Annotated in this window: 24 protein-coding genes; 14 read left to right on the forward strand and 10 right to left on the reverse strand. The window is 44.9% G+C overall.

The window, feature by feature from the left end:
• The first annotated feature begins 8 nt into the window (after positions 1-8).
• Positions 9-521: an LIC11966 family surface protein gene (locus tag A8C56_RS17900; RefSeq protein WP_157098027.1), complete on the forward strand. Its 513-nt coding sequence runs from the start codon at positions 9-11 to the stop codon at positions 519-521.
• A 60-nt stretch (positions 522-581) separates the two neighbouring features.
• Here the strand turns inward: A8C56_RS17900 and gyrB are convergent, their stop codons facing one another.
• Together gyrB and A8C56_RS17910 are read right to left on the reverse strand one after the other, a co-directional pair.
• Positions 582-2,561, reverse strand: a complete 1,980-nt coding sequence (gyrB, locus tag A8C56_RS17905; RefSeq protein ID WP_067759109.1) for a DNA topoisomerase (ATP-hydrolyzing) subunit B — start codon at positions 2,559-2,561, stop codon at positions 582-584.
• A 271-nt stretch (positions 2,562-2,832) separates the two neighbouring features.
• Positions 2,833-3,240, reverse strand: coding sequence for a DoxX family protein (locus tag A8C56_RS17910; RefSeq protein WP_067759111.1), 408 nt, complete (start codon positions 3,238-3,240; stop codon positions 2,833-2,835).
• Between the two features lie 546 nt (positions 3,241-3,786).
• Here A8C56_RS17910 and A8C56_RS17915 point away from each other — a divergent pair.
• Positions 3,787-4,161, forward strand: a complete 375-nt coding sequence (locus tag A8C56_RS17915; protein WP_067759113.1) for a VOC family protein — start codon at positions 3,787-3,789, stop codon at positions 4,159-4,161.
• 23 nt (positions 4,162-4,184) lie between these two features.
• On the opposite strand, the gene A8C56_RS17920 is transcribed toward A8C56_RS17915, so the two are convergent.
• From A8C56_RS17920 to A8C56_RS17940, 5 genes are all read right to left on the reverse strand, one after another.
• Positions 4,185-4,661 carry a hypothetical protein gene (locus A8C56_RS17920; RefSeq protein WP_067759116.1) on the reverse strand — a complete coding sequence of 159 codons (477 nt, stop codon included), beginning with the start codon at positions 4,659-4,661 and terminating at the stop codon, positions 4,185-4,187.
• Positions 4,645-5,049 (reverse strand): exosortase K, encoded by a 405-nt coding sequence (xrtK, locus tag A8C56_RS25545; RefSeq protein WP_084490268.1) that lies wholly within the window; start codon positions 5,047-5,049, stop codon positions 4,645-4,647. Before xrtK ends, A8C56_RS17920 begins: the two co-directional genes overlap by 17 nt.
• A gap of 258 nt (positions 5,050-5,307) precedes the next feature.
• Positions 5,308-6,660, reverse strand: coding sequence for a DUF4153 domain-containing protein (locus A8C56_RS17930; RefSeq protein ID WP_067759121.1), 1,353 nt, complete (start codon positions 6,658-6,660; stop codon positions 5,308-5,310).
• Positions 6,661-6,709: 49 nt separating this feature from the next.
• The gene (locus tag A8C56_RS17935; RefSeq protein WP_067759122.1) at positions 6,710-6,997 is read right to left on the reverse strand and encodes a winged helix-turn-helix domain-containing protein; all 288 of its coding nucleotides are present in this window, start codon (positions 6,995-6,997) and stop codon (positions 6,710-6,712) included.
• A gap of 15 nt (positions 6,998-7,012) precedes the next feature.
• On the reverse strand, positions 7,013-7,624 hold the full coding sequence (locus A8C56_RS17940; protein ID WP_067762229.1) for a hypothetical protein: 612 nt from the start codon (positions 7,622-7,624) through the stop codon (positions 7,013-7,015).
• Positions 7,625-8,075: 451 nt separating this feature from the next.
• Here A8C56_RS17940 and surE point away from each other — a divergent pair, with 451 nt between their 5' ends.
• Entirely contained in the window at positions 8,076-8,876 is an 801-nt protein-coding gene (surE, locus tag A8C56_RS17945) for a 5'/3'-nucleotidase SurE (RefSeq protein WP_067759124.1), read from the forward strand.
• Positions 8,876-10,018, forward strand: a complete 1,143-nt coding sequence (gene lpxB / locus A8C56_RS17950) for a lipid-A-disaccharide synthase (protein ID WP_067759126.1) — start codon at positions 8,876-8,878, stop codon at positions 10,016-10,018. Before surE ends, lpxB begins: the two co-directional genes overlap by 1 nt.
• Here the strand turns inward: lpxB and A8C56_RS24705 are convergent.
• A complete protein-coding gene (locus tag A8C56_RS24705; RefSeq protein WP_169818795.1) occupies positions 10,004-10,171 on the reverse strand; it encodes a DUF6728 family protein in 168 nt (55 codons plus the stop codon). The two genes, lpxB and A8C56_RS24705, sit on opposite strands and share 15 nt — an antisense overlap.
• Positions 10,172-10,393: 222 nt before the next feature.
• On the opposite strand from A8C56_RS24705, the gene A8C56_RS17960 reads away from it, so the two are divergent.
• The 6 genes from A8C56_RS17960 (at position 10,394) to A8C56_RS17985 (ending at position 18,314) form a co-directional block, all read left to right on the forward strand.
• Entirely contained in the window at positions 10,394-10,966 is a 573-nt protein-coding gene (locus A8C56_RS17960; RefSeq protein ID WP_067759131.1) for an IS1096 element passenger TnpR family protein, read from the forward strand.
• Complete coding sequence (gene miaA / locus A8C56_RS17965) at positions 10,966-11,907, forward strand: tRNA (adenosine(37)-N6)-dimethylallyltransferase MiaA (protein WP_067759134.1); 942 nt, start codon at positions 10,966-10,968, stop codon at positions 11,905-11,907. The genes A8C56_RS17960 and miaA overlap by 1 nt, the downstream gene beginning before the upstream one ends.
• Before the next feature lie 138 nt (positions 11,908-12,045).
• Positions 12,046-12,522 carry a GbsR/MarR family transcriptional regulator gene (locus tag A8C56_RS17970; RefSeq protein WP_067762231.1) on the forward strand — a complete coding sequence of 159 codons (477 nt, stop codon included), beginning with the start codon at positions 12,046-12,048 and terminating at the stop codon, positions 12,520-12,522.
• 20 nt (positions 12,523-12,542) lie between these two features.
• Positions 12,543-13,739 carry an efflux RND transporter periplasmic adaptor subunit gene (locus A8C56_RS17975; protein WP_067759137.1) on the forward strand — a complete coding sequence of 399 codons (1,197 nt, stop codon included), beginning with the start codon at positions 12,543-12,545 and terminating at the stop codon, positions 13,737-13,739.
• 2 nt (positions 13,740-13,741) lie between these two features.
• Entirely contained in the window at positions 13,742-16,891 is a 3,150-nt protein-coding gene (locus A8C56_RS17980) for an efflux RND transporter permease subunit (protein WP_067759139.1), read from the forward strand.
• Positions 16,881-18,314: an efflux transporter outer membrane subunit gene (locus A8C56_RS17985; protein ID WP_067759141.1), complete on the forward strand. Its 1,434-nt coding sequence runs from the start codon at positions 16,881-16,883 to the stop codon at positions 18,312-18,314. The genes A8C56_RS17980 and A8C56_RS17985 overlap by 11 nt, the downstream gene beginning before the upstream one ends.
• A 132-nt stretch (positions 18,315-18,446) precedes the next feature.
• Here A8C56_RS17985 and A8C56_RS17990 read toward each other — a convergent pair whose 3' ends face one another.
• Both A8C56_RS17990 and A8C56_RS17995 read right to left on the reverse strand, forming a co-directional pair.
• Positions 18,447-19,259, reverse strand: a complete 813-nt coding sequence (locus A8C56_RS17990; RefSeq protein ID WP_067759144.1) for an RDD family protein — start codon at positions 19,257-19,259, stop codon at positions 18,447-18,449.
• A gap of 142 nt (positions 19,260-19,401) precedes the next feature.
• Positions 19,402-21,633: a hypothetical protein gene (locus A8C56_RS17995; RefSeq protein ID WP_169818796.1), complete on the reverse strand. Its 2,232-nt coding sequence runs from the start codon at positions 21,631-21,633 to the stop codon at positions 19,402-19,404.
• Positions 21,634-22,291: 658 nt separating this feature from the next.
• Between A8C56_RS17995 and A8C56_RS18000 the strand changes: the two genes are divergently transcribed.
• Genes A8C56_RS18000 through A8C56_RS18015 form a run of 4 tightly spaced genes read left to right on the forward strand, consistent with a single transcriptional unit; the run spans position 22,292 to position 26,298 of the window.
• Positions 22,292-23,269: a stage II sporulation protein M gene (locus tag A8C56_RS18000; RefSeq protein ID WP_067762233.1), complete on the forward strand. Its 978-nt coding sequence runs from the start codon at positions 22,292-22,294 to the stop codon at positions 23,267-23,269.
• A 13-nt stretch (positions 23,270-23,282) separates the two neighbouring features.
• On the forward strand, positions 23,283-24,074 hold the full coding sequence (locus A8C56_RS18005; RefSeq protein ID WP_157098029.1) for a hypothetical protein: 792 nt from the start codon (positions 23,283-23,285) through the stop codon (positions 24,072-24,074).
• A gap of 9 nt (positions 24,075-24,083) precedes the next feature.
• Positions 24,084-25,307, forward strand: coding sequence for a DUF4350 domain-containing protein (locus tag A8C56_RS18010; RefSeq protein WP_067759150.1), 1,224 nt, complete (start codon positions 24,084-24,086; stop codon positions 25,305-25,307).
• Between the two features lie 13 nt (positions 25,308-25,320).
• Positions 25,321-26,298 carry an AAA family ATPase gene (locus A8C56_RS18015; RefSeq protein WP_067762235.1) on the forward strand — a complete coding sequence of 326 codons (978 nt, stop codon included), beginning with the start codon at positions 25,321-25,323 and terminating at the stop codon, positions 26,296-26,298.
• Positions 26,299-26,330 lie beyond the last annotated feature (32 nt).

A 26,330-nucleotide genomic window follows, 5' to 3' on the forward strand; every position in this document is an offset into this window, starting at 1 on the left:
TTACAATTATGAAAAGAACAATGCTAATCGTATTATGCGCCATTATGCTGGGCTCCTGTGGCCTTAACCAGAAAAAAGCAGTTGATTATAACAATAGCCTGGTAAAAATACAACAGGAGGCAGGTCTTACAATAGTAAATGCTGAAAATCAAATAAACACCGCTATTACCGGTGGGGACAGTGCCAAAGCCGGCCGGCTGATGAGAGAAACGGCAAACTTTGTAAGGAATGCTCAAAAAAAGCTGGACAGCGTAAAATATGAAGGGGAAGATTTTGGAATGAAAGCTGCATTGGCAGAAACCCTTGCGTTTATGAACCAGGTATATGCAAAAGACTATCAGCAGTGGCTGCGCCTGCAATTTGCAGCTAATCCTAACCCTGCTGATCTGCAAAAAGCCCAGGCACTGATGGCGGGCGATCATGAAAAAGGTACAGACCTTGATAAAAAATTCTTATCCGCACAGGAACAATTTGCCAAAAATCACAATATCCGGCTGATCCGGCAGAACCTGCTGAAATAAAGACATAATAAAAGCCCCATCCGGCAGAAGGGGCTTTTTATTAAAAATGGTATTACCTGTTTAGATATCCAGTTTTGCATACTTTGCATTGGTTTCAATAAATTCCCGGCGGGGGGCTACTTCATCGCCCATCAGCATACTGAATACCCGGTCTGCTTCAGCAGCGCTTTCAATAGTAACCTGCTTCAACGTTCTCCTGTCCGGGTCCATGGTTGTTTCCCATAACTGTTCCGCATTCATTTCTCCCAACCCTTTATATCGCTGAATATTTACAGAATCTTCTCTTCCACCACCTAAACGTTCTACCAGCGCTTTGCGCTGCTCTTCGTCATAAGCATAGGCTGCTTCTTTTCCTTTCTTTACCAGGTATAGCGGTGGCTGGGCCAGGTATACATATCCCTGCTCCACCAGTTCTTTCATGTACCGGTATACAAAGGTCAGGATCAATGTGGCAATATGGCTTCCGTCCACATCGGCATCTGTCATAATAATCAGCTTGTGATAACGCAGTTTCTCAAGATTTAAAGCTTTGGGATCATCCGGTGTGCCCACGGTTACGCCCAAAGCCGTATAGATATTCCTGATTTCCTCGTTTTCATAGATCTTATGCTCCATTGCTTTTTCCACGTTCAGGATCTTTCCCCTCAGCGGAAGAATCGCCTGGAAGCTCCTGTCGCGGCCTTGTTTGGCGGTTCCGCCGGCAGAGTCTCCCTCCACCAGGTACAGCTCGCAGCGCTCAGGGTCTCGGTCGGAACAGTCTGCCAGTTTCCCGGGTAACCCCCCGCCGCTCAAAACAGATTTACGTTGTACCAGGTCTCTTGCCTTCCTTGCCGCCGCCCTGGCCTGAGCCGCCAGAATCACTTTATTAATAATGTTCTTTGCATCTTTGGGATTCTCTTCCAGAAAGGCTTCCAGCACGCGGGCCACAGTGGTTTGGACAACACCGCTTACCTCGCTGTTCCCAAGTTTGGTTTTCGTTTGGCCTTCAAACTGGGGTTCCGGTACTTTTACAGAAATAATAGCGCTCAGCCCTTCACGGAAATCGTCCCCCTCTATTGCCACTTTGGCTTTTTCAAAAAAGCCATTCTTATCCCCATATGTTTTAAAAACCCTGGTCAGCGCCTGCCTGAAACCGGTTACATGGGTGCCTCCTTCAATAGTATTGATGTTGTTTACATACGAATAAATGTGCTCACTAAAGGAATCATTATAGGTAAGCGCCACCTCAACGGCAACATTACTGTTTTCATCATGGCCGTCAACACTTAATGCATTCGGGATCAGTCCATTTCTGCCCGCGCTTTTATCCAGCATTTCTACAAACTCCACAATCCCTCCCTCGCTGTAAAACACTTTCTTTACCACCTCTCCCTGTTCATCTTTTTCGCGCTGGTCAATTAGCGTAATAGAAATGCCCTTATTCAGGTAAGACAGCTCCCGCAGGCGTCCTTCCAGGATCTCACGCTTATACTCTGTGGTCATGAAAATAGACCCGTCGGGCCAGAAATGCTGGTAGGTTCCGTGCTTTTCTGTAGTACCTACCTCACGCACCGGATAATCCGGTACGCCAATGTGGTACTCCTGTTCAAAGATCTTTCCCTCCCTGTAAACAATGGTGTGCATTTTTGTGCTCAATGCATTTACGCAACTGACACCTACACCATGCAAACCACCGGATACTTTGTAAGACCCTTTATCAAACTTACCGCCCGCATGCAACACCGTCATAGCTACCTGCAAGGCGCTTACTCCCTGCTTTTGATTAATGCCTGTGGGAATACCCCGGCCATCATCTTCCACAGAAATGGAATTATCTTCATGTATGGTAACAACAATATTTTTACAATAACCGGCCAGCGCTTCATCGATGGAGTTGTCTACCACCTCGTAAACCAGGTGATGCAAGCCTTTAACGCCAATATCACCGATATACATCGCCGGGCGTTTACGTACTGCCTCTAACCCCTCCAGTACCTGTATACTATCTGCGCCATAGGCTGGTGTTTCCATGGTTTCAGTTCCTTGTAATGCTTCGCTCATAAAGTATAAAAAAATTTAATCTATTCCCTGTTTTACAGTCTACAAATTTATGGAAAAAAGCCCATTTAATCAGCATTTGAGGGGTGAATCTTAGTAACGCACAGAGAAAAGAAACCGTTCTGAAAACCAACAAGTTACCGGCAGTTACGCCTCAATTGGGCCGGGTATAAAAATGCTTTTTACGAAGCCCCGGGTAGCAACTATGCCCTTATACCGGACAAACCGGTTTAAAAAACAGAACTGCCGGCAGCGCTTAACAGTTATTTCCCCGTTAACCTACGCTGTAGTGAACAGTGTTATGGCCTCTGACAGGAACAGCCCGGCGCAACTGATGATAGCAATAATAAGAGGCCGCTAATAGTACCAATGCGACCAACGGAAATACTGCCTGCCCGTTAAAACCATCCACTACCGTATGGGAAACGGCAGCACTGATAAAATTAAATGTAAAACCTGCGTATGCCCATTCTTTTATGCGACCTTTAAAAAAAGGAACTGCAAGCACAATAGCACCGGATATTTTAAAAACGGTTAACAGCACCCGGAAATAATCCGGATATCCCAAATGACTGATGCCCTGCTTAGCCAGCTCCGTATGAGAAGTGAGCGCAGGTATCACGCCATCCATTAATACAATAAGACCGGTAAATGTCCAGTAAAGAATTTTTGTTGTTTTCATTGCTGATCGATTTTGTGTTGATGATTTTTTTAACAACACAAACATAGCACAGCACCAGCCGGGAACCGTTGTGCAAAAACGACAATTACAAGGTTATTTGCGGCAGGACGCTCACCGGTTGCTCCGCTTTAGATACCTGGCCATAAAAAAACGGGTCAGCAATTATTAAAATGGCCTAATGAGCTTAAATTGAATACAGGAAACTATTAAGCACTGTATGGATGATCTCAAAGTAAAGCGTACTCTTTCAGAAAGGGTGATTTTAAGGATGCCGGAACATTGCAGACGCTTGCTTTAGCGGCCAGGAGCCGCTTCTAAAAACACGTCCCGGAAAGGATGGGTAAGCGATACTGACTGTACAACCTGAAATTGTAATTTGTGTTTTTATGGGATGTACCGGCATTGCGCAATACTGTTTGTTAAAAAACAAATATTTTTAATAGCATAACCAAACTCAGCAAGTGCTTTTAGCCCTAATAGAGTATCTTTGAACAAAGGCATTACTGTACTGTCAACGCTTTGCCTTGAGCAACTAAATCCATTTGCATGAAAGATGATGTTTCCATAAACAGGATTGTACCGAATATCTATTCAGACGACCTGGAAAAAAGTAAGGCTTTTTACCAGGGCTTTCTGAACATGAATATTGTGATGGACCAGGGCTGGGTGGTTACTTTTGCTTCTGATAAAAACCCGCTGGCGCAGGTAAACATTCTTGAAAACAAGAAAAAGGAAGTGTTAAACAATGAACGGATCTTTTTGTCGGTAGAGGTTTCTGATGTCAACAAGATGCATCAAAAAGCAAAAGAGCTTAAGCTGAAGATTGTTTACCCTATTACTGACGAGCCCTGGGGTGTACGGCGCTTTTTTGTAAAAGACCCAAACGGGGCCACTATTAACCTTGTTGCGCACCGGAATTAGCAGATACCGGCCGTAAAACGTTGTTACAAAGCATTAAAAAAACCTGCGCCATAAACAAGAATAGCAATTATAGAAAGCGGCAGAAAAAGCAGCAATATAAAAAAGAAATAGAGCGTATAACTGAATGTAAAACAACGACCTGCAAAAGTTCCCCCGCATAACGATGTGCTTTCTGAAATCATCCAGGCAGGAATAGAGAACGGGAAGAGCTTTTCCGACCAGCATAAGTAAGTATATACAAATGATACATGAAGAAGCAGGGAAATGATACCATATTTAAGGGATAGCAATTTCTTTTTCCGGAGCATCATAACTGCATAAAGGATATTCCCAATAGTCATCAGGAGAAGCGCTGTAGCAAAAATGAGCCATACCTCCTTAGCTTCCGGTTTCAGCAACGAACGGATCACTGTATAATCACGCCCGTATAAAATAAAAAGCAGGATGACCGGGGCAATGTTAACGGGAAAGATCCACTTAGGATTAAGAAATGTTTTCATGATTTTTTTTATTGAGATAGCTGTCACCCCATAAGTAAGCAGCAGTCAGATAAGCGAGGTAAATAAATGCCCCTAAAAGTTCATGCTGGGTATCTGCATTCATCAGGGATATTTGGAAGCCAATTTTTTTGATCCACAACGCTGTAAGAATACGGGAGCTGTTTACCAACAGGGTAAATAAAAAGCTGAAAGCAATTCCGGCAGGCAGTCTTTTTAGAAATACAGCTTCATTGCTGCAATACTTCATTAAAAGCAGCGCCGTCAGCACTAAACAGATCAGCAGAAAACTAAAACCCGAGCAGGATTTATTGATAAGAACATTACCGGTTTCAAAGAAAAATCCCTTACCGGAAATATAAGTACTGGTATAGCCTGTTGTAATTTTTATTACATGGTTTTACAGGACATAACAGGAAGGACAATTGATCGGTTGTTGACGACCTGTAAAAGAGCTTCAGGCAAATAAAAGCGAATGCTCCTGCTATGCAGATCATGTATTTTGAACGATTCGTCATTTTTTCAGCACTAAAAACATTAAGATGACGATTGTTGCCAGCAATGTAAAAAGGATCAGCAGGTTTTTTGTTCTCATAAAAATGATTATTGTTTTAATTATAGATAGGTATTGCAACGGCCAATGGTTTGTTCAGGGATTCAGCAACCGGTAATACAAACGTTGCGACAGGAAAGGGCGGGCGGTGTGTTCTGATTTTATGTTGTTGAGCTCAGTTGCCGGAAGAAGCCGGGCATTGTAAAGCAGTTGTTTGTTATACGGGAGATGATAAAGATAGTTTTTATCCAGTGCACTTGCATGGCTGAGGTTATACCGGGTTACGATCCAGCTCCAGTTGATCGCACAGCCAATGATGAGCGTGCCGTAAACCAGCCATACCATGCGGTTCAGCAAAAAGCAGTTGGTTCTTTGCTTTTTGATCTTTAAAGCCGTTAAGACAAGGCCTGCAGCGCACAGCAACAGAAAAATGTATACGCCCACCCTTTTAAAAGTAAGCCCGTAAGCTGCAACATACTGGTTGTTTTTTAATGCTACTATTGCCACCAGCAGCCCATTCAGCAGGATCCAGGTAAAAGCGCCTGTTTTTAGTAATCCGGCCTTTGTATCAAAATTGAGGCCGCCTTTAAAAAACAACATGATCACGGAAATAGCCATTATGATGGAAAAGATCAACAGGTATACCCGCTCATGCAATGCATCACTGAGGCTGTTATCAGCTGCTTCACTGCCAAAATGCTCAACACAATAAGTTATGATGAAAAAAACAACAATGCCGTTTAACAGGATCAGGGATATTTCCCCGCTTTTGCGGTAAAAATGCAGTTGCGGCTCATTTGCGGCCATGCGGTGCATTTCTGTTGAAAAATGGTCCCCTAATTTTTCATTATAGCTGATCAGCGCTTCAGGCGCCCAATAGTGAAGAAAACTGAACATGATAAAAAAGCCGGCAATACTTAAAAAAAGTACCTGAAAAAAATCAGCGTTCCAGTTAAAATGGAAAAAAGATTGGAACAGGTTGCTGCTGGCGCTGTATACTGCAATAAAACCGATCGCCAGCACGCCGGGGATCAGGAAATAATAAAGCGCCTGTTTATAGAAATGACCTTTAAAGAGAGAGTTCACCGGCAGCCAGCGGCCCACAAAAGGTGCCCTGAAAACAAAACTCATAAAATTTACTGCCGCTGCCAATGGCACCAGTAACACATTCAGGAAGGGAGTGCTGACCTTACATACAAGAAGTACAAGGGTGGAAAAAACAGCCGCAAAAGAAATAAAATCGCCATACCATGCAAATGCGCAAACGGATACCAGCAATGCCCCGGACAACCACCGGAACTGCGGGGTATGTCCACTCTTTTCTGATGTTATCAAAAGAAAGATCCACAGCAACAACGCCAAAAGGCAACCGTTCAGACCAACTTCCTGGCCATAAAATAAGGCAACAAAGGCTGCCACTCCTGTAAATAAGGCAATGTTCTTTTTCACATTTTATTTTTTAAAGCACTTTGAATTACAAAGTAAAAAATCAAAAAAATTATTTCAGCAATTTTTCCAATGCGTTAATATGCTGTACAAAAGCCTCTTTCCCAGCCTTTGTTGCCTTGTAGGATGTTTTTGTTTTCCTGCCTACAAATTCTTTTTTCACCTCAATGTATTTTTTATTTTCCAACGCCGTAATGTGGCTGGCAAGATTGCCATCCGTTACCCCCAGGTGCTCTTTCATTTCCAGGAAGTCAACCCAGTTGTTCACTGCCAGTACGGACATAATGCCCAGCCGCACCCTGCTTTCAAAATCTTTATTTAATTTTTCAATAATACTCATGATCCTTTCGCACTGTTACCGGTATTTTTTATACATCAGCAAACCATAAATAATGTGCAATATACCAAAACCCAGCGCCCAAAAAATAAGTCCATAACCCGGAATAAATGAGGATACAATCCCTAAAAAAAGTTCACAATAGCCGAGGTACCGGATGTCTGAAAAGGTATAGCTGGCCGCATTGACCAGTGCCAGGCCATAAAATACCAGGGTGGCAGGAGCCATCAGCCCGAACATTCCGTGGTAGAACAGCGCCAGGCAAAACAAACCACCTGCCGCCAGGGGTACAAATAGCTGCACCAGTAAAATTTTTGTAGTGCCGGTCCATATCTTTAACCCGTTCTTCCTGCTTTTTTGTATTGTAAACAAGATGCCTGACCCAACCGCCAGTATTAAAATAACAATAGCCAGTATCAGCAACCGTAGTTCCAGTTCATAGGAATAAGCATAACGGTTGCCCGAAAAATAATCGACCTCATATTGCTGAAACAACCAATAGGCAATAACAGCCCCAATGAGCGCAAAGATACCGGCAGCTACACCGGACAACCCGTTTAAAGAAATAAAACGCGAGGAACGTTCCATCATCTGGCGTATATGCTGCAGGTCTTCCTTCGGATTATTCATATTAAAAAGCACTTTGAAATACAAAGTTAGAAAGTTATTTAAAACTTCCAAATTTATTTTCCGGTTTTGACCGAGGCTGACCAAAAAGTCTGTTTATAGCAGATTGTCGTTCTGAACTTGTTTCAGAATCTATTTACAATCAGATGCCATTTTAGATGCTGAAATAAATTCAGCATGACAAAGGGGGCTTTTTGGTCAGCCTCTATAAGTTTCCCGCCGGTACAGCCTGTAATCGTTCCCCGAAACCCGTAACCTGGTTGCCGGTATATAATACGACTTTATTATAACCGGATTTTTACTTTCAGTGGGTAAATTTTTATTATTACGTAGGTAAATTTAATTCCGGATCCAATAGCCGGATACTGATGTATAGCCAAGTTTAAACCTTTTAAGAACATACAGTTCCACAGCTTAAAATGTGGTAAACAGGAATCAGTTATTTTTGCACTCTATGGCAATAAAGAAAAAAGGAAGTAAGAAGGAGGAGCCGATCATCCTGGTAACCAATGATGACGGCGTTGCAGCTTTGGGCATCCGGAACCTGGTAGAAGCAGTACGGGGGCTTGGGAAAATTGTAGTGGTAGCGCCGGATAAGCCACAGTCGGGTATGGGACATGCCATTACCATTGGTCATCCCCTGCGCCTGTATGAAGTGGAACTGTTTGAGGGCATTAAAGCCTATTCCTGCTCCGGAACACCGGTAGATTGTGTAAAACTGGCCGTAGATAAGATCCTGCACCGTAAGCCGGACATCTGCATCAGCGGGATCAATCATGGCTCCAACCATAGCATTAATGTGATCTACTCAGGCACTATGTCTGCCGCAATGGAAGCAGCCATTGAAAGCATTCCCGCAGTTGGTTTTTCCCTGATGGACTATTCAGCAGAGCCGGATTTTAAAGCGTCCAGGCACTATGCACGTTTGATCGTTGAAAAAATGTTGCGCAAAAAACTGCCACAGCATTTTTTGCTGAACGTAAATATTCCAAAAGCGGATATTACCCAATTAAAAGGATACAGGATCTGCAAACAGGCGTATGCCAAATACCAGGAAAAATTTATTGAGCGCAAAGACCCTCATGGCCGCAGCTATTACTGGCTCACCGGTGAGTTTGTGAACTTTGACCGGTCAAAAGACACGGATGTATGGGCTTTGGCCAACGGGTATGTAAGCGTGGTACCGGTAGAATTTGACCTGACCGATTATGGCCTGAAGCAAAAACTGGAAAAAGACTGGGGGGAATCAAAATAGTGCCGCAACAACCCAGATATTATATTATTGCCGGAGAAGCTTCCGGAGATTTGCACGGCAGCAACCTGGTAGCCGCCCTGAAAAAATTACAGCCCGGCTGTATCATTCGTGGCTGGGGTGGCAGCAGAATGCAGGCTGCCGGGATGGATCTTGTAAAACATTATAAAGACCTTGCCTTTATGGGCTTTGCGGAAGTGGTGATGAATTTAAAAACCATTTTCCGCAACCTCAGTTTCTGTAAAAAGGATATCCTGGCCTTTCGGCCGGATGTACTGGTGCTGATCGATTATCCCGGTTTCAATTTACGCATTGCCAAATGGGCCAAAGAGCAGGGATTAAAGGTGATCTATTATATTTCACCCCAGGTATGGGCCTGGAAGGAAGGACGTGTAAAAATGATGAAGCGCTGCATTGATCAAATGCTGGTGATCCTGCCCTTTGAACAGGAATATTATAAAAATAAATGGAACTGGGAAGTGGCCTATATTGGCCATCCGCTGATAGAAGAGATCGATCAGAAAAAGAAGGCCGGAACGGATCTGATCATCAAAGATGCCAATGGGCACCCAGTAACCAGGCCTGTTATAGCGTTACTGCCGGGCAGCCGGAAACAGGAGATTGAAAAAAAACTGCCGGTAATGCTGGCCGTAAGCAAAAATTTTCCGGACTACCAGTTTGTGGTAGCACAAGCGCCCGCAGTAGAAGATGCCTTTTACAAACAATTCACCGGCTCCTACCCTAATATCAGCACTGTTCAGAACCGTACGTATGATATATTGCTGCAGGCAACCGCAGCATTGGTAACATCGGGCACTGCAACACTGGAGACCGCCCTGTTTGGAGTTCCGGAAGTAGTTTGCTATAAAGGCTCCGAGATCAGCTACCAGATCGCAAAACGCGTTATCAGCATTCAATATATTTCACTGGTCAATTTAATTATGAACAGGGAGGTTGTAAAAGAGCTGATCCAGGGCGCAATGAATGAACAAAATATTACGGCTGAATTAAATGCCTTACTGTTTAATGAGCAGCGCCGGTTACAAATAAAAAATGACTATAATCAGCTATACCGGTTACTGGCTGCAGAAGGCGATGCATCCCGCAAAGCGGCGGAAATCATTATTAATTCAGCGGCGCAGTAATAGTTTTACAATAATAACGATAAGAGCCGCCAGAAACAGCAAAATACTCAGCCGGTTGATGCCATGCATATAACCCACCCATTTACTCTTAGGCTGGTTCGGGTCTTTTTTCTTTAGAAATAAATACTGGGCTATCTGATTCCACACTCCCATAATAGCTGTCATTTAAAAGACAAAGGTACATATTTTCCGGGGCGCATTATTGTAAGAAATAAGGCAAAAGGATGGTTCCTGGTCCGTCTGTAAGCCGGCCGGCGGGTCATTATTAAAAAGAAAAAAGGGACAAATCTTTATATAGCAGGGATATAGCATTGCAGCCTGGCACCGGCAGGCAATCCAATGCCACTATTTACAGATTCTTTGTACCTTCGGCTCATGGCTATTTTAAAATTCAGGGTATATTTTGAAGAAGATGACAGTATTTACAGGGATATTGTGGTGAAGCATACCCAAACATTTTTTCAATTACATGAAGCGATCCTTGGGGCATTTGAGTTCGACAATAAACATCAGGCTACTTTTTTCAGGAGCAATGATCACTGGCAAAAAGGGCGTGAAATTTCGCTGGAAGCCTATAAAGACCGCAGCTATAAAGTAGCTCCCCTGCTGATGCGGGATACCACCATCGGTTCTGAAATAAAAAATACGAATCAGCGCTTTACCTACACGTATGATTTTCAGAAACATTGGGATTTCCTGATTGAGCTGATCAATGTTTCCAAAGACGCGGATGCAGTTGCCGAGTACCCGAAAATCACCAGAGTGGAAGGCATCAGCCCCAAACAATACGGAACAAAAGGCCTGCTGGGTGAAAAATTTGCCGATATAGAGGAGAAATACGACCTCTCCAAAAGCGCAGAAGGCTTTGGCGAAAAAGGTGCCGACGGAGAAGATGTGGGTTATGAAGATAACGGAGATGAATACACTTCTGATGAACTGGATGTTTAATGGCAGTTTCGCACACTCCCGATAAAAACCCCCTTTTAATCGTAATTGCCGGGCCAACCGCCGTAGGAAAAACCGCCGTTGCCATTGAAGTGGCCAAACAACTGGGCACGGTTATTCTTTCTGCAGACAGCCGGCAATGTTTTAAAGAGCTGAACATTGGAGTAGCGCGCCCCTCAACAGAAGAGTTGAATGCTGTTCCCCACTATTTTATTGCTTCACACAGCATTCATGATGCCATGAGCGCTGCCATTTATGAAGCATACGCGCTTGATCTCCTTGAGCAATTATTCGACCAATATCCCGTTATTGTTGTAACCGGGGGAACCGGTTTGTATATTAAAGCACTGCTGGACGGTATGGATCCGATACCTTCTATTCCCGAAGAGTTACGGAAGCGCATTATTGCTTTCTATAATACCAATGGCATTGAATGGCTAAAACAGGAGCTACAGCTAAAGGACCCCTTATTTGCCGCCAGGGGTGAAATGCAAAACCCCCGGCGCATGATGCGAGCCCTGGAAGTGATGGAAAGCACCGGGAGGTCGATACTGGAATACCAGTCTAATCATAAAGCCGAACGCTTTTTTAACAGTCTCTGCATCGGGCTGGAACTGCCCCGTGCTATGCTTTATGAAAGAATTGACCAGCGGGTATATACTATGATGGCAGCCGGGCTGGAAGAGGAGGTAAAAAGCCTGCGGCCTTTAAGAACAGCAAATGCGCTGCAAACAGTGGGTTACCAGGAACTGTTTCATTATTTTGACGGCATGCTTACCAAAGACCAGGCCATCCACCAGATCCAGCGAAATACCCGGCATTATGCCAAACGCCAGTTAACCTGGTTTAAAAAACAGGCAGCCTTTCACTGGCTGGATGCCACCGCCGCTCAAAGCGTTATTTTGCCATTCATACAACCCTACTTACCCGAAACAAAAAAATAATATGCTCCCTTACAACCTTTAAATCAATACGTTGTTAACTTCGTTGATTTTATTTACAAAAAAGTCGAGCTCTTTTCAATACCCGTTTGTTCGTTTTTTACCGAACTAACCTTATTTTTGCGCACCGATAAAAAAATTATGCAGTTTACTGAAGCAAAAAAAGATTTATACCAGGATATGGTCAGCTTTTATGCAGACCTCTATGGGCTGCCGCCATTGAATGCCAAGATCTACGCATATATGCTATTCGATATAAGGCATGAAGGATTTACCTTTGATGAGCTTTTAAACCGGTTTAACGTAAGTAAGAGCTCTTTATCGAATAGCTTACAGATGTTAGCCAAATACAAGTTCATTGAGTACATTACCCCGATTGATTCGCGTAAACGCTATTACCGCATCAATCCGAAGTTTATGGAGATCCGGTTCGGGAATGTGCTTGACAAACTGCTCTCAGAAAAAGAGCTGATGCAACGGATGATGCAGTGCAACAAGCAGCAGAAACAACCCAATGATGTGGTGATCAAAGCCATTGATCAGTATGTGTCCATCCTGGACACCCATATTAAAACATTCGAAGACACTTTAAAAAAAGTAAAAACCTTACATAAATAAACCCAGAAATCAAGACCATTATGAATACAGGAATAAGAATTGTTATAGGTGGCCTGGTTGCTTTACTGGCGGCCGCCTGCGGAGGAAAGCAACAAGCTCCCGACCCAAATGCTGCAAGACCTTACCCGGTAATTACCGTTCCGCTAAAGTCGGTTACCGGTTATTATTCTTTCCCCGCAAGCATTCAGGGGCGGGTAAACAATGATGTTCGTGCAAAAATATCAGGCTATATTAAGGAAGTGCTGGTAGATGAAGGGCAGCATGTGCGCAAAGGGCAGATCCTGTTCCGCCTGGAAACCAATACCCTTTCTCAAACCGCAGAAGCAGCGCAAAGCGGCGTGGGCGCTGCCCAGGCAAGCATCAGCGCGGCTGAAGCAGCGGTAAATGCGGCACAGGTAGAAGTAAATAAACTGATCCCTCTTGTTGAAAAAAAGATCATCAGCAATGTGCAACTGGAAACTGCTAAGGCTAATTTACGTTCCGCCCAAAGCCAGTTGCTGCAGGCAAAGGCCAACAGGAACCAGGCACAGGCCAACTATCGCAGTGCAGAAGCCAATGTAGAGTATTCCATCATCCGCAGCCCGATAGACGGGATCGTGGGCAAGCTGCCGCTAAGGATCGGAAGCCTTGTAGGGCCGACCGACCAAACGCCCATAACCACGGTATCCGATGTCAGTGAAATGTATGCCTACTTTTCAATGAATGAAAAAGAGTACCTGGACTTCCTGAAACAAACACCGGGAGCCACCATTGGGGAAAAATTAAAAAAGATGCCACCTGTTTCCCTTTTGCTGGCAAACGGGCAGCAATACGAGCAAAAAGGAACAGTAAAAGCAGTTACCGGCCAGATAGACCCGCAAACAGGCACGATTCTTTTCCGGGTGTCTTTTCCCAACCAGGGCAGGCTCCTGGCAAATGGCAACAGCGGTACAGTGCTGATCCCCAAACCCTACAATAATGTACTGGCCGTACCTGAAGCTTCCACCTTTGAGCAGCAGGGTATGGTGTACGTTTATAAAGTAACCAGGGATACAGTTAATTCAGTGCCGGTAGGCATTTTAGACCGTATTGACAATATGGCCTTGCTGGCAGGCGGTGTTCAGCAGGGCGATACAATTGTAGCATCCGGTGTGAGTGCATTAAGGAACGGCGCGGCCATTATTCCCCGCCCTGCAGATTTCGACAGCATTACTAAAGCCATTAAACCTATTTTCTAAAAATGATCAGAACATTTATCAACCGGCCCATACTATCTACGGTCATTTCCGTGATCCTGGTACTATTGGGGATATTGGGGATCGTTTCCCTGCCGGTAACGCAATACCCAGACATTGCCCCTCCTACGGTAAACGTAAGAGCTACCTATACCGGGGCCAACGCTGAGACCGTACAGAAAAGTGTTATCATCCCTATTGAAGAGCAGGTGAACGGTGTGGAAGGAATGGACTATATTACTTCTACAGCCGGCAATGACGGCAGCGCCACCATTAACGTATTTTTCAAACAGGGCATTGACCCCGATATTGCCGCGGTAAACGTGCAGAACCGCGTGGCACGTGCCGCACCCCTGCTTCCTGCCGAAGTAACCCGTGCGGGTGTGGTTACACAAAAGCAGCAGACCAGTGCGCTCATGTTCCTGACTTTTTATACCACCAATAAGGATCTGAATGACGTGTTTCTTCAAAACTATCTCGACATTAACATTATCCCCGGTATCAAGCGGATTTTCGGGGTAGGCGATGCACAGGTATTTGGTGGTAAAACCTATGCCATGCGCATATGGCTGGATCCACAGAAGCTGGCCGCCTACAATATTGAGCCATCGGATGTGGTTAATGCTATTAACAGCCAAAGCCTTGAGGCAGCTGCGGGATCCCTGGGGCAGAATAATGGTGCCTCCTTTGAATACGTTATTAAATATAAAGGAAAATTTAATGAACAGCCGGAATACGAAAATATCATTATCAAGGCACTGGGCCAGGGGCAGTATCTCCGGCTGAAAGATGTGGCTTCTGTAAAACTGGATGCCTTGTCCTATTCCGGTGTGGGCGAAAGCTCTGGTTATCCCGGTATCAGTATGGGTATTTTTCAGACGCCGGGATCCAACGCGCAGCAGATCATCATTGATATTAAAAAATACCTGAAGGATGCTGAAAAAACGCTTCCCAAGGGAATTTCCTATGTGATCAACTATGATACCAATGAGTTCCTTGAGGCTTCTATTGAAAAAGTGATCCATACGCTGGTAGAAGCTTTTGTGCTGGTATTTATAGTAGTGTTCATCTTCCTGCAGGATTTCCGTTCCACGCTGATCCCTGCCATTGCCGTACCGGTATCCATTATTGGTACATTCTTCTTCCTTAACCTGATGGGGTTCTCCCTCAACCTGTTGACCCTTTTTGCACTGGTGCTGGCAATCGGGATCGTGGTGGATGATGCCATTGTGGTGGTGGAAGCCGTGCATGCAAAGCTGGACCAGGGAGAAAAAGATGCCAAAAAAGCCACTATGGATGCCATGCATGAAATTACGGGGGCCATTATTTCCATTACGCTGGTAATGGCGGCGGTATTTATTCCCGTAACCTTTATCAGCGGGCCTACCGGGGTATTCTACAAGCAGTTTGGTATTACACTGATTGTAGCCATCCTTATTTCCGCAGTCAATGCGCTGTCCCTGAGCCCCGCGCTCTGCGCGCTACTGCTGCGCCCGCATACTGACGATCATGAACATACAAAAAAGAATTTCCTCCAGCGTTTCTTTGCCGGTTTTAATACAGCGTTCCATGCCCTTACAAAACGTTATGGAAAAGCATTTGTATTCCTCATCCGGCATAAATGGGTTACGCTGATCATTTTACTGGCATCCCTTGGTCTTATCTTCTTTATCAGTTCCAAAACCCCCACCGGGTTTGTGCCTGCAGAAGACCGGGGAATTATTTTTGCCAATGTGGAACTTCCGCCCAGTGCATCCATGGATCGCACTTACCAGGCCATGAAGGAGCTTACCAAAAAGGCATCCAGAATCCCGGGAGTAGAAAGTGTTACCTTCAGTACCGGCCGTAGTTTGATATCCGGTGCGGGCAGCAACTTCGGGCTGGGCTTTGTAAAGCTGAAAGCTTTTAAAGAAAGGAATTCAGCAAAGGGCCAGGGTGTGGACGACATCATTAAACAATTGTTTGGTGTGGGCGCTTCTATTCCAGATTCAAGAATGATCTTCTTCAGCCCGCCCAGCGTGCCCGGTTTTGGTAACAGTGCCGGTTTCCAGTTCTCATTACTGGACAAAAGCGGGGCATCTATACAGGAGCTGGATGGAACCGCCCAGCGGTTTTTGGGAGAACTGATGAAGCGTCCTGAGATCCAGTATGCGCAAACCTCCTTTAATACCAAATACCCGCAGTATGAAATGGTCATTAATGTGCCAAGGGCAAGTGAAGCGGGTGTGTCCATCAGCAGTTTGCTTTCAACCATGCAGGGCTATATTGGCGGTATTTACGCAGCGGATTTTGCCAAGTATGGTAAGCAATACCGGGTAATGGTACAGGCATTGCCGGAATCCAGAATGGATGTGAACGACCTGAACTCCTATTTTGTAAAAACCGGCAACGGGGAGATGGCCCCGGTATCCCAGTTCATCACACTGGAGCGGGCCTATGGTCCCCAGTTTGTGACCCGCTTTAACCTGTTTTCATCCGTTGATATTACCGGCGCCTCTAACCCCGGATTCAGTACCGGTGATGCTATTAAAGCGGTACAGGAAGTAGCGCAAAGCTCTCTGTCTACAAGCTATGGCATCGATTACTCCGGCCTTACGCGGGAGGAGATCAATGCCGGCTCCCAAACGCTGATCATCTTTGCGCTCAGCCTTGTATTCGTCTACTTTATTTTAAGCGCTCAATATGAAAGTTATATTATTCCGTTAGCAGTGCTTATTTCATTGCCGCTTGGGGTAATGGGCGCTTATTTTGGGCAATGGCTGTTTGGCCTGGAAAACAATATCTATTTCCAGATAGCGCTCATCATGCTGGTAGGGCTGCTTGCAAAGAATGCCATATTGATTGTTGAATTTGGTGTGCAGCGCAGGCACAAGGGAGAAAGCATTCCGATGGCTGCCATCAACGCTGCCAGGGCCCGTTTACGCCCCATTCTGATGACCTCTTTTGCCTTTATTGCGGGAATGATGCCGCTGGTATATGCAACAGGTATCGGATCTATAGGAAACCGCTCCATAGCAACAGGTGCCGCATCAGGCCTGCTGATAGGCACTATCCTGGGGCTGCTGGTCATTCCTGTACTGTTTGTCGTTTTCCAATGGTTACAGGAAAAAGTAAAACCTCTAAAATTTGAGAAAAATTTTGATCATGAAATCTAATAGCAATAAAGGAACGAACTTATTTCTTTTTAAATTCATACCGCTTATCGTAATGGTGGTTTTGCTGCAGGCCTGCTTTGTAGCCAAACCTTACCAGAGGCCCGGGAATGTGCTGGACGATGCCCGTTATCGTACAGACCATTTACCGGAGGATACTACCAATATGGGCAATTTTTCCTGGAAAGAATTATTTACTGATGAAAAACTGGCAGCTTACATCAACCAGGCCCTGGACCAGAATCTGGACATCAGGAACGCCATTCAGCAGATCAATGCTGCTGAGGCCTATTTCAAACAGGGCAAAGCAGGTTTCTTTCCCACACTTTCAGTAGGCCCGTCCTATAACTGGTCCACCGGTTCCCTCAATACACAATTAGGGCAATTATCCGGCGGCAACCGTTTATTTTTGAATCAATATACCCTTTCCGGCACGCTCAACTGGGAAGCAGATATCTGGGGAAAAATCAAAAGCTCTAAAGATGCGGCGCTGGCAAGCCTGTTACAATCCCAGGCTGCGCACCAGGCAGTAAAATCCACCCTGGTAGCATCTATCGCCAATACCTATTACCAGTTGCTGGCACTTGATGAGCAAAAGAAGATCACGGAAGAAACCATAAATTACCGGGAGCGCTACCTGGAAACGACAAAGGCGCTGCAACAGGCAGGTACTGTTACCGCAGTTGCAGTTAGTCAAAGTGAGGCTTTGCTGTTAAATTCAAAAGGGCTGCTGGTGAACCTGAATAACAGCATCAAGCTGATGGAAAATGCTTTCTGTATGCTGCTGAGCATTCCGCCCCAGCCTGTTGAAAGAACCACGCTGGATCAGCAGCAGATCACTACGCCTTTGGCTATCGGTGTGCCCGTACAACTGCTGGCCAACCGTCCGGATGTAAAAACAGCCGAATTTGCATACATGAACGCTTTCTATACTACCAATGCGGCAAAAGCAGCGTTCTACCCTTCGTTAACACTCAGTGCCAACGGGGGCCTGCAAAGTGTCCTCTTTGACAAGCTGTTCAGTGCCAGCTCTCTTTTTGGCTCTGTTACGGGCTCGCTCCTGCAACCTGTTCTGAACAAGCGCCAGATCCGTACCCAGTATGAAGTGTCCAGGGCCAACCAGGAGATGGCCTATAACTCATTCAAGAAAGCCGTTCTGAACGCCTCCAGGGAAGTGTCAGACGCCCTGTTTACATACGATGCGCAGTCAAAGCTCATCGACCTTAAAAAACTGGAATTCCAGCAATATGATACTGCCACACAGTTTTCACAGGAACTGGTGAACAATGGCATGGGCAATTACCTGGACGTTATTACAGCCATGACCAACGAGCTGCAGGCAGAGTTGAATTATGTGGATGCCAAATACGGCCGTTTGAATGCCATTGTACAACTGTACCAGGCATTGGGAGGCGGTTGGAGATAGAAGCTAAGCAACCGGTATTCCGCAAAAGGAAGCGGCCCCTCTGATAAGTTTGGCAGAGGGGCCGCTTCTTTCCTGGTTCATTTTGCACTGACACTAAGGCGCTTCAGGGTGCAGCACATAAGTTTACGACCTTTAGCTGGTAGACAGGTAATTGTAATCCTCCAGCAATTTATCGAGGAACTGGTACGGTTCCATATCCGTTTCTACTTTCAGATATTCTTTTACACGATTCGCGGCAGATCTCAGCGGATCGTATTGATGTGTTTTCCGTGCGTTGTCCAGCAGGCTTTTGATCACATTCAGATCGCGATCGTTAATCCGCATGACCTGCGGGAATATCGGCACATACCCCTCATTGATTTCCCGGAAGATCGTATTGGAAAGATCCTGTCGCTTATTCAGCCGGATCAGGATGGTATGTGCCAGCATATCGCCAATTCGTTGCGATTTTTTGGAAGAAGCTACCAGAATAATGTCCGTAAGCAAAAATCCAAATCCAAAAAGAAAAATGAGCGCAGACTGCAGGCTGTTTCCGCCCAGAGACAACAACAAAATAAGCAGCAGCACAATCCACAGATCAGATACCCGCAGCAGCCATCGTATTAAAAACTGGCTGATACTTGCCTTTCCGCCATTGACGTTCACTACACGCAGCTGCATTATTTTTTTCCCGATGCTTTGCCCGTTAGTGGTTATTTCCATGATCGGGTGGTATAAAAAAAACGGTACTGCTGCTATCAGTCCGATGGCCCACATATTATGGGAGCTGTCATCATTCCAGGCATACCTACGGGATGCAATTCTATCTACCAGCCAGCTCGCTGCAATAAGATAACAAACCTCTACGGCCATGTCGATCAATAAGGCCGCCATGCGCCGGCCAAAGCTGGGTACTTCAAAGGCTACGTCAATATTAAAGGAAGTAGGAATACTGATTACAGGCATTTCTTCAATTTTCTGCTATATGGTAAAACAGGTGGCATTGCTTTAGCGAAGTTAAGCAGAAGAAGGTTTGCTCCTGTCAGAACCCATATAAAAAAGGCGGCATTTTAGTTGCCGCCTTAACATCAGACACCTACCCTTTTATTTATGGTTGCTTTACAGCCTTTACAACTTTAGAATAGTGAACCTGGCCGTCCTTGTCATACTGGGCGATCCGGATATACAGGCTGCTATCTCCTCCTGTATTCACCTCATCCCTGTTCTTATTACAGGAAACACCCACTGCAACCAGGAAGACAAGCATTAACATTCCCTTTAGAAAACGAATCCTTATTAAGGGTATTGCTAACAATGCCATCAAACCAATACTGGCCAGTGCCAACCCCGAAAAGCTTTGTGTAAAGCTATATTGAATGGGCGAGGTGGCATTTCCGTTCTCAGCTTTTGAAGGTGTAGTATATATGGCCTTCCAAACTTTTCCGTCAACAGAAGCTTCTACCTGGTATTCCTTACAGTTATTTTCTGTGAGCGTTTCCCAGTTTACGGTTAGATTGCCATCTTTAATGAAGGCGCTTACAGGACCAAAGCTTACCGGCAATGAAATATCAGTGGAAGCAAAAGCACCATATATCCGAACGGTATTTGCTACTGAAGCCAGAGATCCCACGCTGATTCTTACTTCATCAAACGGCTGACTGGCTACAAAGCCGGCATTAAAGTCGCCGGAGCCGGAACCGAAGATCGGGCCAAGCACGGTCAGGTTCAGCAGGCTGTTGGATGACTGGCTTTCCTGGAGCGTGCCATCCAGCCATGTTTCTATGGTAATACTGTTGAACAGGTCTGCCTCAAGAAGACCGGAAAGACTGCTAAGGTTGAATCCGACGCCCGTTCCTGCCGGGAAAACATCTTTCGCATCCAGGATAGATATGGATCCCTTGGATGCAGCGCCCGCTAATACACTGATCGTTGCATAATTATCAGGATTATTATCAATGAGGTTCTCGGGAGTTTCTATGGTTCCGTTACCACCCACAGCGCCATCAAAACCCGTTCTGGTGCTATTGATAACTGCCGGGAATTCCGGTTGTGCAATACGATAGGATTGATTGGGCGCGATCGTACCGGGGCACAGGCTGTTTATGATCACATCAAACACCTGTGTAACTCCCAGATCCACGCCAACAAGCGCCTGATTATTTACAATCAGCCGTGCTTCGTCAAAGGGTTCGCTTGTTACCGCGCCTACCGTTTGCCTTCCGCTGCTGCTTAAAAGGGCGGCGCCCACCAGCAGTGATGAACCACTGAAGGTTTGCTGCTGCACCCCATCCAGGTAAGTAACAAGTGTAAATGCACTTAATGCCGACAGGGAAATCAGGCTGCTGTTCTGAATGTCAAACCCAACAAAATAACCTGCGGGGTAATCAGCAACCGTATTTTTTACAGAAACAAATGCGGTACCTGCTACACTGGCCACGGTACTGATACTGGCAGCAGTGCTGGTACTTGCATCTACAATATTGGAAAGGTTACTTACTGCCGTAACGGCAACGGCGCCGGTTATACCGGATTGTGCTACTACAGGATGGGTTGAAAAAGACAGCAGTGTATTGGTATTGCAATCCGGTACCGGACCTGCACTACAGGAACCTGTACCTCTCATAAACGCATAATAAACATTGTAAACACCGGCACCCAGGGTTGACGAAATAGTAAGACGCAGCTGATCATAAGGCTTATTGGTATAAAAGCCCACTTCATAAGCACCAGAGATCAGGCTACTGGATGCTGCCAGCAGGCTGCTACCCGGCATGGTTTCCTGTACTACTCCGTCATTCAGTGTGGTAACAGTTATGGAACCCAGCGCAGACAGGTTCAATAAACCGCTTCCGATCAGGAACCCTGCATAGTTACCGGCACTATATGTATTCGCATTGTCGGTAACATTCAGCGTCAGGCTGCCACCAACAACAATAGTACCTACAGCAGCGTTGGCCAGGTCGTTATCAATGACCCTGGGGACGGTATTGGTTAAACCTGACAGCCAGCTGGATAAACCCGTGTTCGTTCCGTTTGCCGTAAAGGAAGCTGTAAACGTACCGCCTCCGTTAACCATTGGCACAGGTGTCATGGAACAGCTTAAAGCAGTTTGCTGTGCATAACCGGTTCTAAGGGAAAGCGTCGTAACAATTAATAAAAACAGGGACAATAAAGATCCCTTGCCAGCCAGCCTCGTGAATATTGAGTACTTGCCGGCCACCAACAACATCTGTTTTTGTTTCATAATAAAAGGCATTAGAGGTGAATAATTACTGATATTAGCTTTGTAGAGAAGGCTTAAATTGGCAGCAGGTGTTCCATAAAGAGCAAGTCGTTGCATTGTCCTTACTTTAACAGGAACGGAATAAGCATAGGCTCCCCATTAAGACCCATATTGTCTTTTTGTATCAGGCAGGAAGTGTATAATATTTACAGTCAGACACTGCTTTAAATAAGTGTCTGCCCGATAAAATATACCGATTGGCCACGCCGGTACAAATTATGTACACAATTGCCCGTAAAGCATCCTATGGCTACTGAATGTTTTTTGCTGGTCTTTTAAACCTGGTTTAGATTGTTTAATTAAGAATTTAGAGAATTTCTGTTATGTTTTACCAATTATTGCTGAGAGTAGCTACCGTCAATAAACAGCCTAACTTTAGTATTGCAAATATCTAATCTTCCAAATCAGTGTATCGTTTTGACATAAGATCAGTTCTTTGGGCATACTCAAAAGCAAACTTATCGATCAAACATGACGAAGTTAAAATTTTATTACAAATAATAAAATTTTTTTTATGCTGCCGCTATAAATTGAAACAAAACGGCAATGAGCCCTTGGTGCAGGCAGCCTGTTTCCGGCACTGATGAACGGCAGGAACAATACCTTATTCGTTCACTGGTGGTCTGAGTTTAATTTCAGAGATCAACACCGGCAATACAGTCCCAATTTGTAAAAGTTGTATAAAAATTTGTATTTTGTCAAAAATTCAATTTACTTGAGAGAAGCACTGTTTATAAAAAAAAACAAGGACCGCTGGCTGAACAACCAAAGTGCCCCGCCCCAGTCACCAGACGAAATGGCAAAAGTCTTTACACAACTGGTAGATGACCTGGCCTATGCCAAGACCTTTTATCCTACAAGCAAAACAGTACAATACCTCAATAAGCAGGCCTCTGATATGTATCTAAGCATTTATCAGAACCGAAAAGAAGAATCAAGCCGCCTGGTTTATTACTGGAAATATGAATTGCCCCTGCTTATTCATAAGCACCGCAAATCATTGTTATTTTCCTTTGTATTATTTATGACCTTCTTTTTACTGGCATTTTTTGTGGCAGTAAAAGATGCTGAACTGGCCAGTAACTTTTTTGGGAACAGTTATGTGGAAAAGACCCTGGAGAATATTAAGGAAGGCAATCCTTTTGGAATTTATGAAACCGGCAATCCCATTCTCAGTTGGTTGGGTATTATGATCAATAATATAAAAGTGGCCTTTCTTTCTTTTACTTCCGGCATATTTTGTGGCATTCCCACCATGTACCTGCTGGCATATAACGGTGCCATGCTGGGCATATTTGACCAGCTTTTTGTTGCGCATGGATTTGGCGTGCAGTTCTGGCTGGTGGTATTTGTTCATGGCACGCTGGAAATTACCGCGCTTATTGTTGCGGCCACAGCCGGTTTTGTATTGGGCAAAAGTTTTCTTTTTCCGGGTACAAAAAAGCGTATAGACGCCTTTCGGGATGGTGCAAAAGATGGGGTAAAGATCATGATCGGCATTTTGCCCGCTTTTGTGATCGCCGCCTTTTTTGAAGGTCTTTTTACCAGGTTGTATAATGATATAGCCTGGCTTACCACTTTTCTTACCACAGCTTCCGTTCTGTTTGTGATCTGGTATTTTATCATTTACCCGGTACAACTGGTACGCAAAAAGAAAAAAGGCCTTGAGGAGGGCGGGGCATTACATGCATAAAATTTTAAAAAAAATGTTGCTCCTGTCCGCCTGGCTGATGCTTACAGCAACCGGTATGCAGGCACAGGAAACAGATTCAGCCGGTACAGGGCAACCAGATACAGTGTACGCTGACAAAGTCCCGGTGTCTGTTGAAAATTATGACCCTTATAGTTCAACAGCAACTGAAAATGATCACGATTTTGATAATATTGAAGACTACAATAAAGAGCGGGTGCAGATAAGAAGTATACCGGATAGTTTTGTAAAACGCCTGCAAAATGACCCGCATTTCGGATACATCAAAACAGGGTTGAAAAAAAAGGAACAGGAGCATCCGGCTGCTCCCCGGAACCAACAGATAAGATCAACCACCAACTGGACCACTGTGATTCCCTACATAGCTATTGCAATATTTGTGGTCATATTGATCTGGTATCTTGTAAACAACAATTTTATCCTGCTGAAACGAAAAAGCGTCTCCGTATCAGCAAGCCATTATCAGGATGAGCACAAAGACATCTTTTCCATTGACTATGCAGCCGGGATCCAAAAGGCTGTAGGGCAAAAAAATTACCGGCTGGCGATCCGTCTTCAGTACCTGGAACTGCTGAAAAATCTATCTGAGCGGAAACTCATCCATTTTATGCCGGATAAAACAAATTTTGAATACCTGATGCAGCTGCGCAGCAGTGGTTATTATGATGATTTTTTTTCCGTTACGCGGAATTATGAATATAGCTGGTACGGCCTGTTTGATATAACGGAGCCGGCATACCAGAAAATAAACAATGCCTTTCAACAATTTAAACAAAAACTCAAATAGCTGGTCTTTTTGAAAAAAACACTTCCATACCTGCTGGGACTCCTGCTGATTGCCGTTATCCTGCTGCTGTTATTTAAAAGCGGGGAAGACACAGAAAAAAAATACAATACTTATATCTCTTTTAAAAAAGAAGACAAAAATCCTTATGGCACCTATGTAGTTTATAACGGTCTGAAACATCTTTTTCCTTCGGCTGCCATAGCCATCAATCAAAAGGATATTTTAGCCAGCACCGTCTTTTACCCGAATAAAGAAGATCAGTTCTTTGTAAGTATCAGTCCGCAGGTGCTGCTAAATGAAGAAGAGCTGGACGCATTGCTGCAGTTTATTAAAAACGGAAATTACGCCTTCATCAGTTGTTTTGCACTGGGCAGTGACGTTGAAAATTATATTGAGGCCAGAACCAGCTTAGGAAATACGATATCCTACCCTAGCGGAGCCTACGGACCAGACTCCCTATCGGTTGAGCTGGACAGCGTGCCCTTACCCTCAACCTACAGTGCTGCCTATCCGGGGGTGGCTATTGAAGGCGCATTTGTAAGAACCAACAGAAGCACTACCAGGATCATTGGCCGCGGCAATGAAGGCAAGGCTAATTTTATTGAACTGAAAAAAGGAAAGGGAGCCCTGTTCCTCCACCTTTCACCCTTAACATTCAGCAATTATTTCTTATTATACAAAAACAATATTTCATATTTGAACCAGGCCTTCTCTCTGGTACCGCAGCATATTACCACGGTTATATGGGATGAGTATTACAGGAAACGGAAAACCAGTCAGCCGGGCAGGGAAGATGGCTGGTTCACTGCGATTATGAAAGAACGCTCCTTCCGTAGCGGTATTCTCCTGGCGCTGGCGCTGCTTCTGATCTTTGCCCTGCTGGAGATGCGCCGCCGTCAGCGTTTTATACCGGTTATTGAACCACCCAGAAATGATACCCTGGATTTTGTAAAAACAATGGGGCTGCTCTATTATGAAAAGAGAGATAATGTAAACCTCGCCCAGAAAATGAGCGCTTATTTCCAGGAGCACCTGCGCAACAAATATCATATTTTTTCAAAAGAGCTGAACAATGATTACATACAGGAAGTAAGCGACAAGAGCGGTGTAAGCGCGGCATTGGTGGAAGAGATCGTAACGCAGATCAAAAACACAGAAGCAAAAGGCACCATTTCAGACACGGAACTGATCGTGCTGCAGGCCAACATTGAAAAATTCTATAACAATATATAAAACAGATAAACACATGGAAGAACCTATTTTTGAGAACCGTATTAATCTTGCAGAACTGAATCAGGCGGTACTGAAAATGACCGATGAAATAAAAAAGATCATCATCGGGCAGAATGAAATGGTACAACTGATCATTGCAGCATTGCTGGCAGACGGCCATGTGCTGATACAGGGGGTACCAGGTGTTGCCAAGACATTAACAGCAAAATTAGTGGCACGTGCCGTTGATGCACAATTTTCCCGGATTCAGTTTACACCGGATCTTATGCCGTCTGACGTAATCGGCACACCGGTTTTTAATCCGGGTGATGCCCGTTTTGAATTCAAAAAAGGACCCGTATTCGGAAACATTATCCTGGTGGACGAAATTAACCGCGCTCCGGCAAAAACACAGGCTGCACTGCTGGAAGTAATGGAAGAACGCCAGATATCCGTTGATGGCAAAACCTACGCCATGGATGCACCGTTTATGGTAATAGCCACCCAAAACCCGGTAGAGCAGGAAGGCACTTATCGCCTGCCGGAAGCACAGCTGGACCGTTTCCTGTTTAAAATAGAAGTGCCTTATCCCAGTGAAGAGGAAGAGCTGCAGATACTGACGCGTTTTCACCAGCTGGCCAATCATAACGTGCTGGATGCTATTACCGGGGTATTGACAGGAGCGCAGATCAACCAGCTAAGACAGCAGGTAAAAGAAATCATTATAGAAGAAAAGCTGCTGTCCTTTATTGCCAGGCTGGTGCATCAGACCCGCAACAACAAAGCCATTTACCTGGGAGCTTCACCGCGCGCATCACTGGCCATCATGAACGCATCAAAGGCAATGGCAGCAATAAAAGGCAGGGATTTTGTTACACCGGATGACATCATTACCGTTGCCGCGCCGGTCTTAAGACATCGCATTATTCTTTCTCCCGAAAAAGAAATGGAAGGCGTTACGGAAAACGAAACCATTCAGCAAATGATTAACGGACTGGAAATACCCCGGTAAACAATAGCTGATCTTATACACTTAACCCCAAA

The organism is Niabella ginsenosidivorans, assembly GCF_001654455.1.
GTDB lineage: Bacteria > Bacteroidota > Bacteroidia > Chitinophagales > Chitinophagaceae > Niabella > Niabella ginsenosidivorans.

What these genes read in the sequence shown, in the direction of transcription:
- gyrB (WP_067759109.1), bottom strand. Translation starts at nt 2,561, where the DNA reads ATGAGCGAAGCATTACAAGGAACTGAAACCATGGAAACACCAGCCTAT.
- A8C56_RS17985 (WP_067759141.1), top strand. Translation starts at nt 16,881, where the DNA reads ATGAAATCTAATAGCAATAAAGGAACGAACTTATTTCTTTTTAAATTC.
- A8C56_RS17935 (WP_067759122.1), bottom strand. Translation starts at nt 6,997, where the DNA reads ATGAGTATTATTGAAAAATTAAATAAAGATTTTGAAAGCAGGGTGCGG.
- A8C56_RS18005 (WP_157098029.1), top strand. Translation starts at nt 23,283, where the DNA reads ATGTTGCTCCTGTCCGCCTGGCTGATGCTTACAGCAACCGGTATGCAG.
- A8C56_RS17920 (WP_067759116.1), bottom strand. Translation starts at nt 4,661, where the DNA reads ATGAAAACATTTCTTAATCCTAAGTGGATCTTTCCCGTTAACATTGCC.
- A8C56_RS17995 (WP_169818796.1), bottom strand. Translation starts at nt 21,633, where the DNA reads ATGCAACGACTTGCTCTTTATGGAACACCTGCTGCCAATTTAAGCCTT.
- A8C56_RS17915 (WP_067759113.1), top strand. Translation starts at nt 3,787, where the DNA reads ATGAAAGATGATGTTTCCATAAACAGGATTGTACCGAATATCTATTCA.
- A8C56_RS17980 (WP_067759139.1), top strand. Translation starts at nt 13,742, where the DNA reads ATGATCAGAACATTTATCAACCGGCCCATACTATCTACGGTCATTTCC.
- A8C56_RS17900 (WP_157098027.1), top strand. Translation starts at nt 9, where the DNA reads ATGAAAAGAACAATGCTAATCGTATTATGCGCCATTATGCTGGGCTCC.
- A8C56_RS17940 (WP_067762229.1), bottom strand. Translation starts at nt 7,624, where the DNA reads ATGAATAATCCGAAGGAAGACCTGCAGCATATACGCCAGATGATGGAA.
- surE (WP_067759124.1), top strand. Translation starts at nt 8,076, where the DNA reads ATGGCAATAAAGAAAAAAGGAAGTAAGAAGGAGGAGCCGATCATCCTG.
- A8C56_RS17990 (WP_067759144.1), bottom strand. Translation starts at nt 19,259, where the DNA reads ATGCCTGTAATCAGTATTCCTACTTCCTTTAATATTGACGTAGCCTTT.
- miaA (WP_067759134.1), top strand. Translation starts at nt 10,966, where the DNA reads ATGGCAGTTTCGCACACTCCCGATAAAAACCCCCTTTTAATCGTAATT.
- A8C56_RS17970 (WP_067762231.1), top strand. Translation starts at nt 12,046, where the DNA reads ATGCAGTTTACTGAAGCAAAAAAAGATTTATACCAGGATATGGTCAGC.
- A8C56_RS17910 (WP_067759111.1), bottom strand. Translation starts at nt 3,240, where the DNA reads ATGAAAACAACAAAAATTCTTTACTGGACATTTACCGGTCTTATTGTA.
- A8C56_RS18015 (WP_067762235.1), top strand. Translation starts at nt 25,321, where the DNA reads ATGGAAGAACCTATTTTTGAGAACCGTATTAATCTTGCAGAACTGAAT.
- A8C56_RS24705 (WP_169818795.1), bottom strand. Translation starts at nt 10,171, where the DNA reads ATGGGAGTGTGGAATCAGATAGCCCAGTATTTATTTCTAAAGAAAAAA.
- A8C56_RS17975 (WP_067759137.1), top strand. Translation starts at nt 12,543, where the DNA reads ATGAATACAGGAATAAGAATTGTTATAGGTGGCCTGGTTGCTTTACTG.
- A8C56_RS17960 (WP_067759131.1), top strand. Translation starts at nt 10,394, where the DNA reads ATGGCTATTTTAAAATTCAGGGTATATTTTGAAGAAGATGACAGTATT.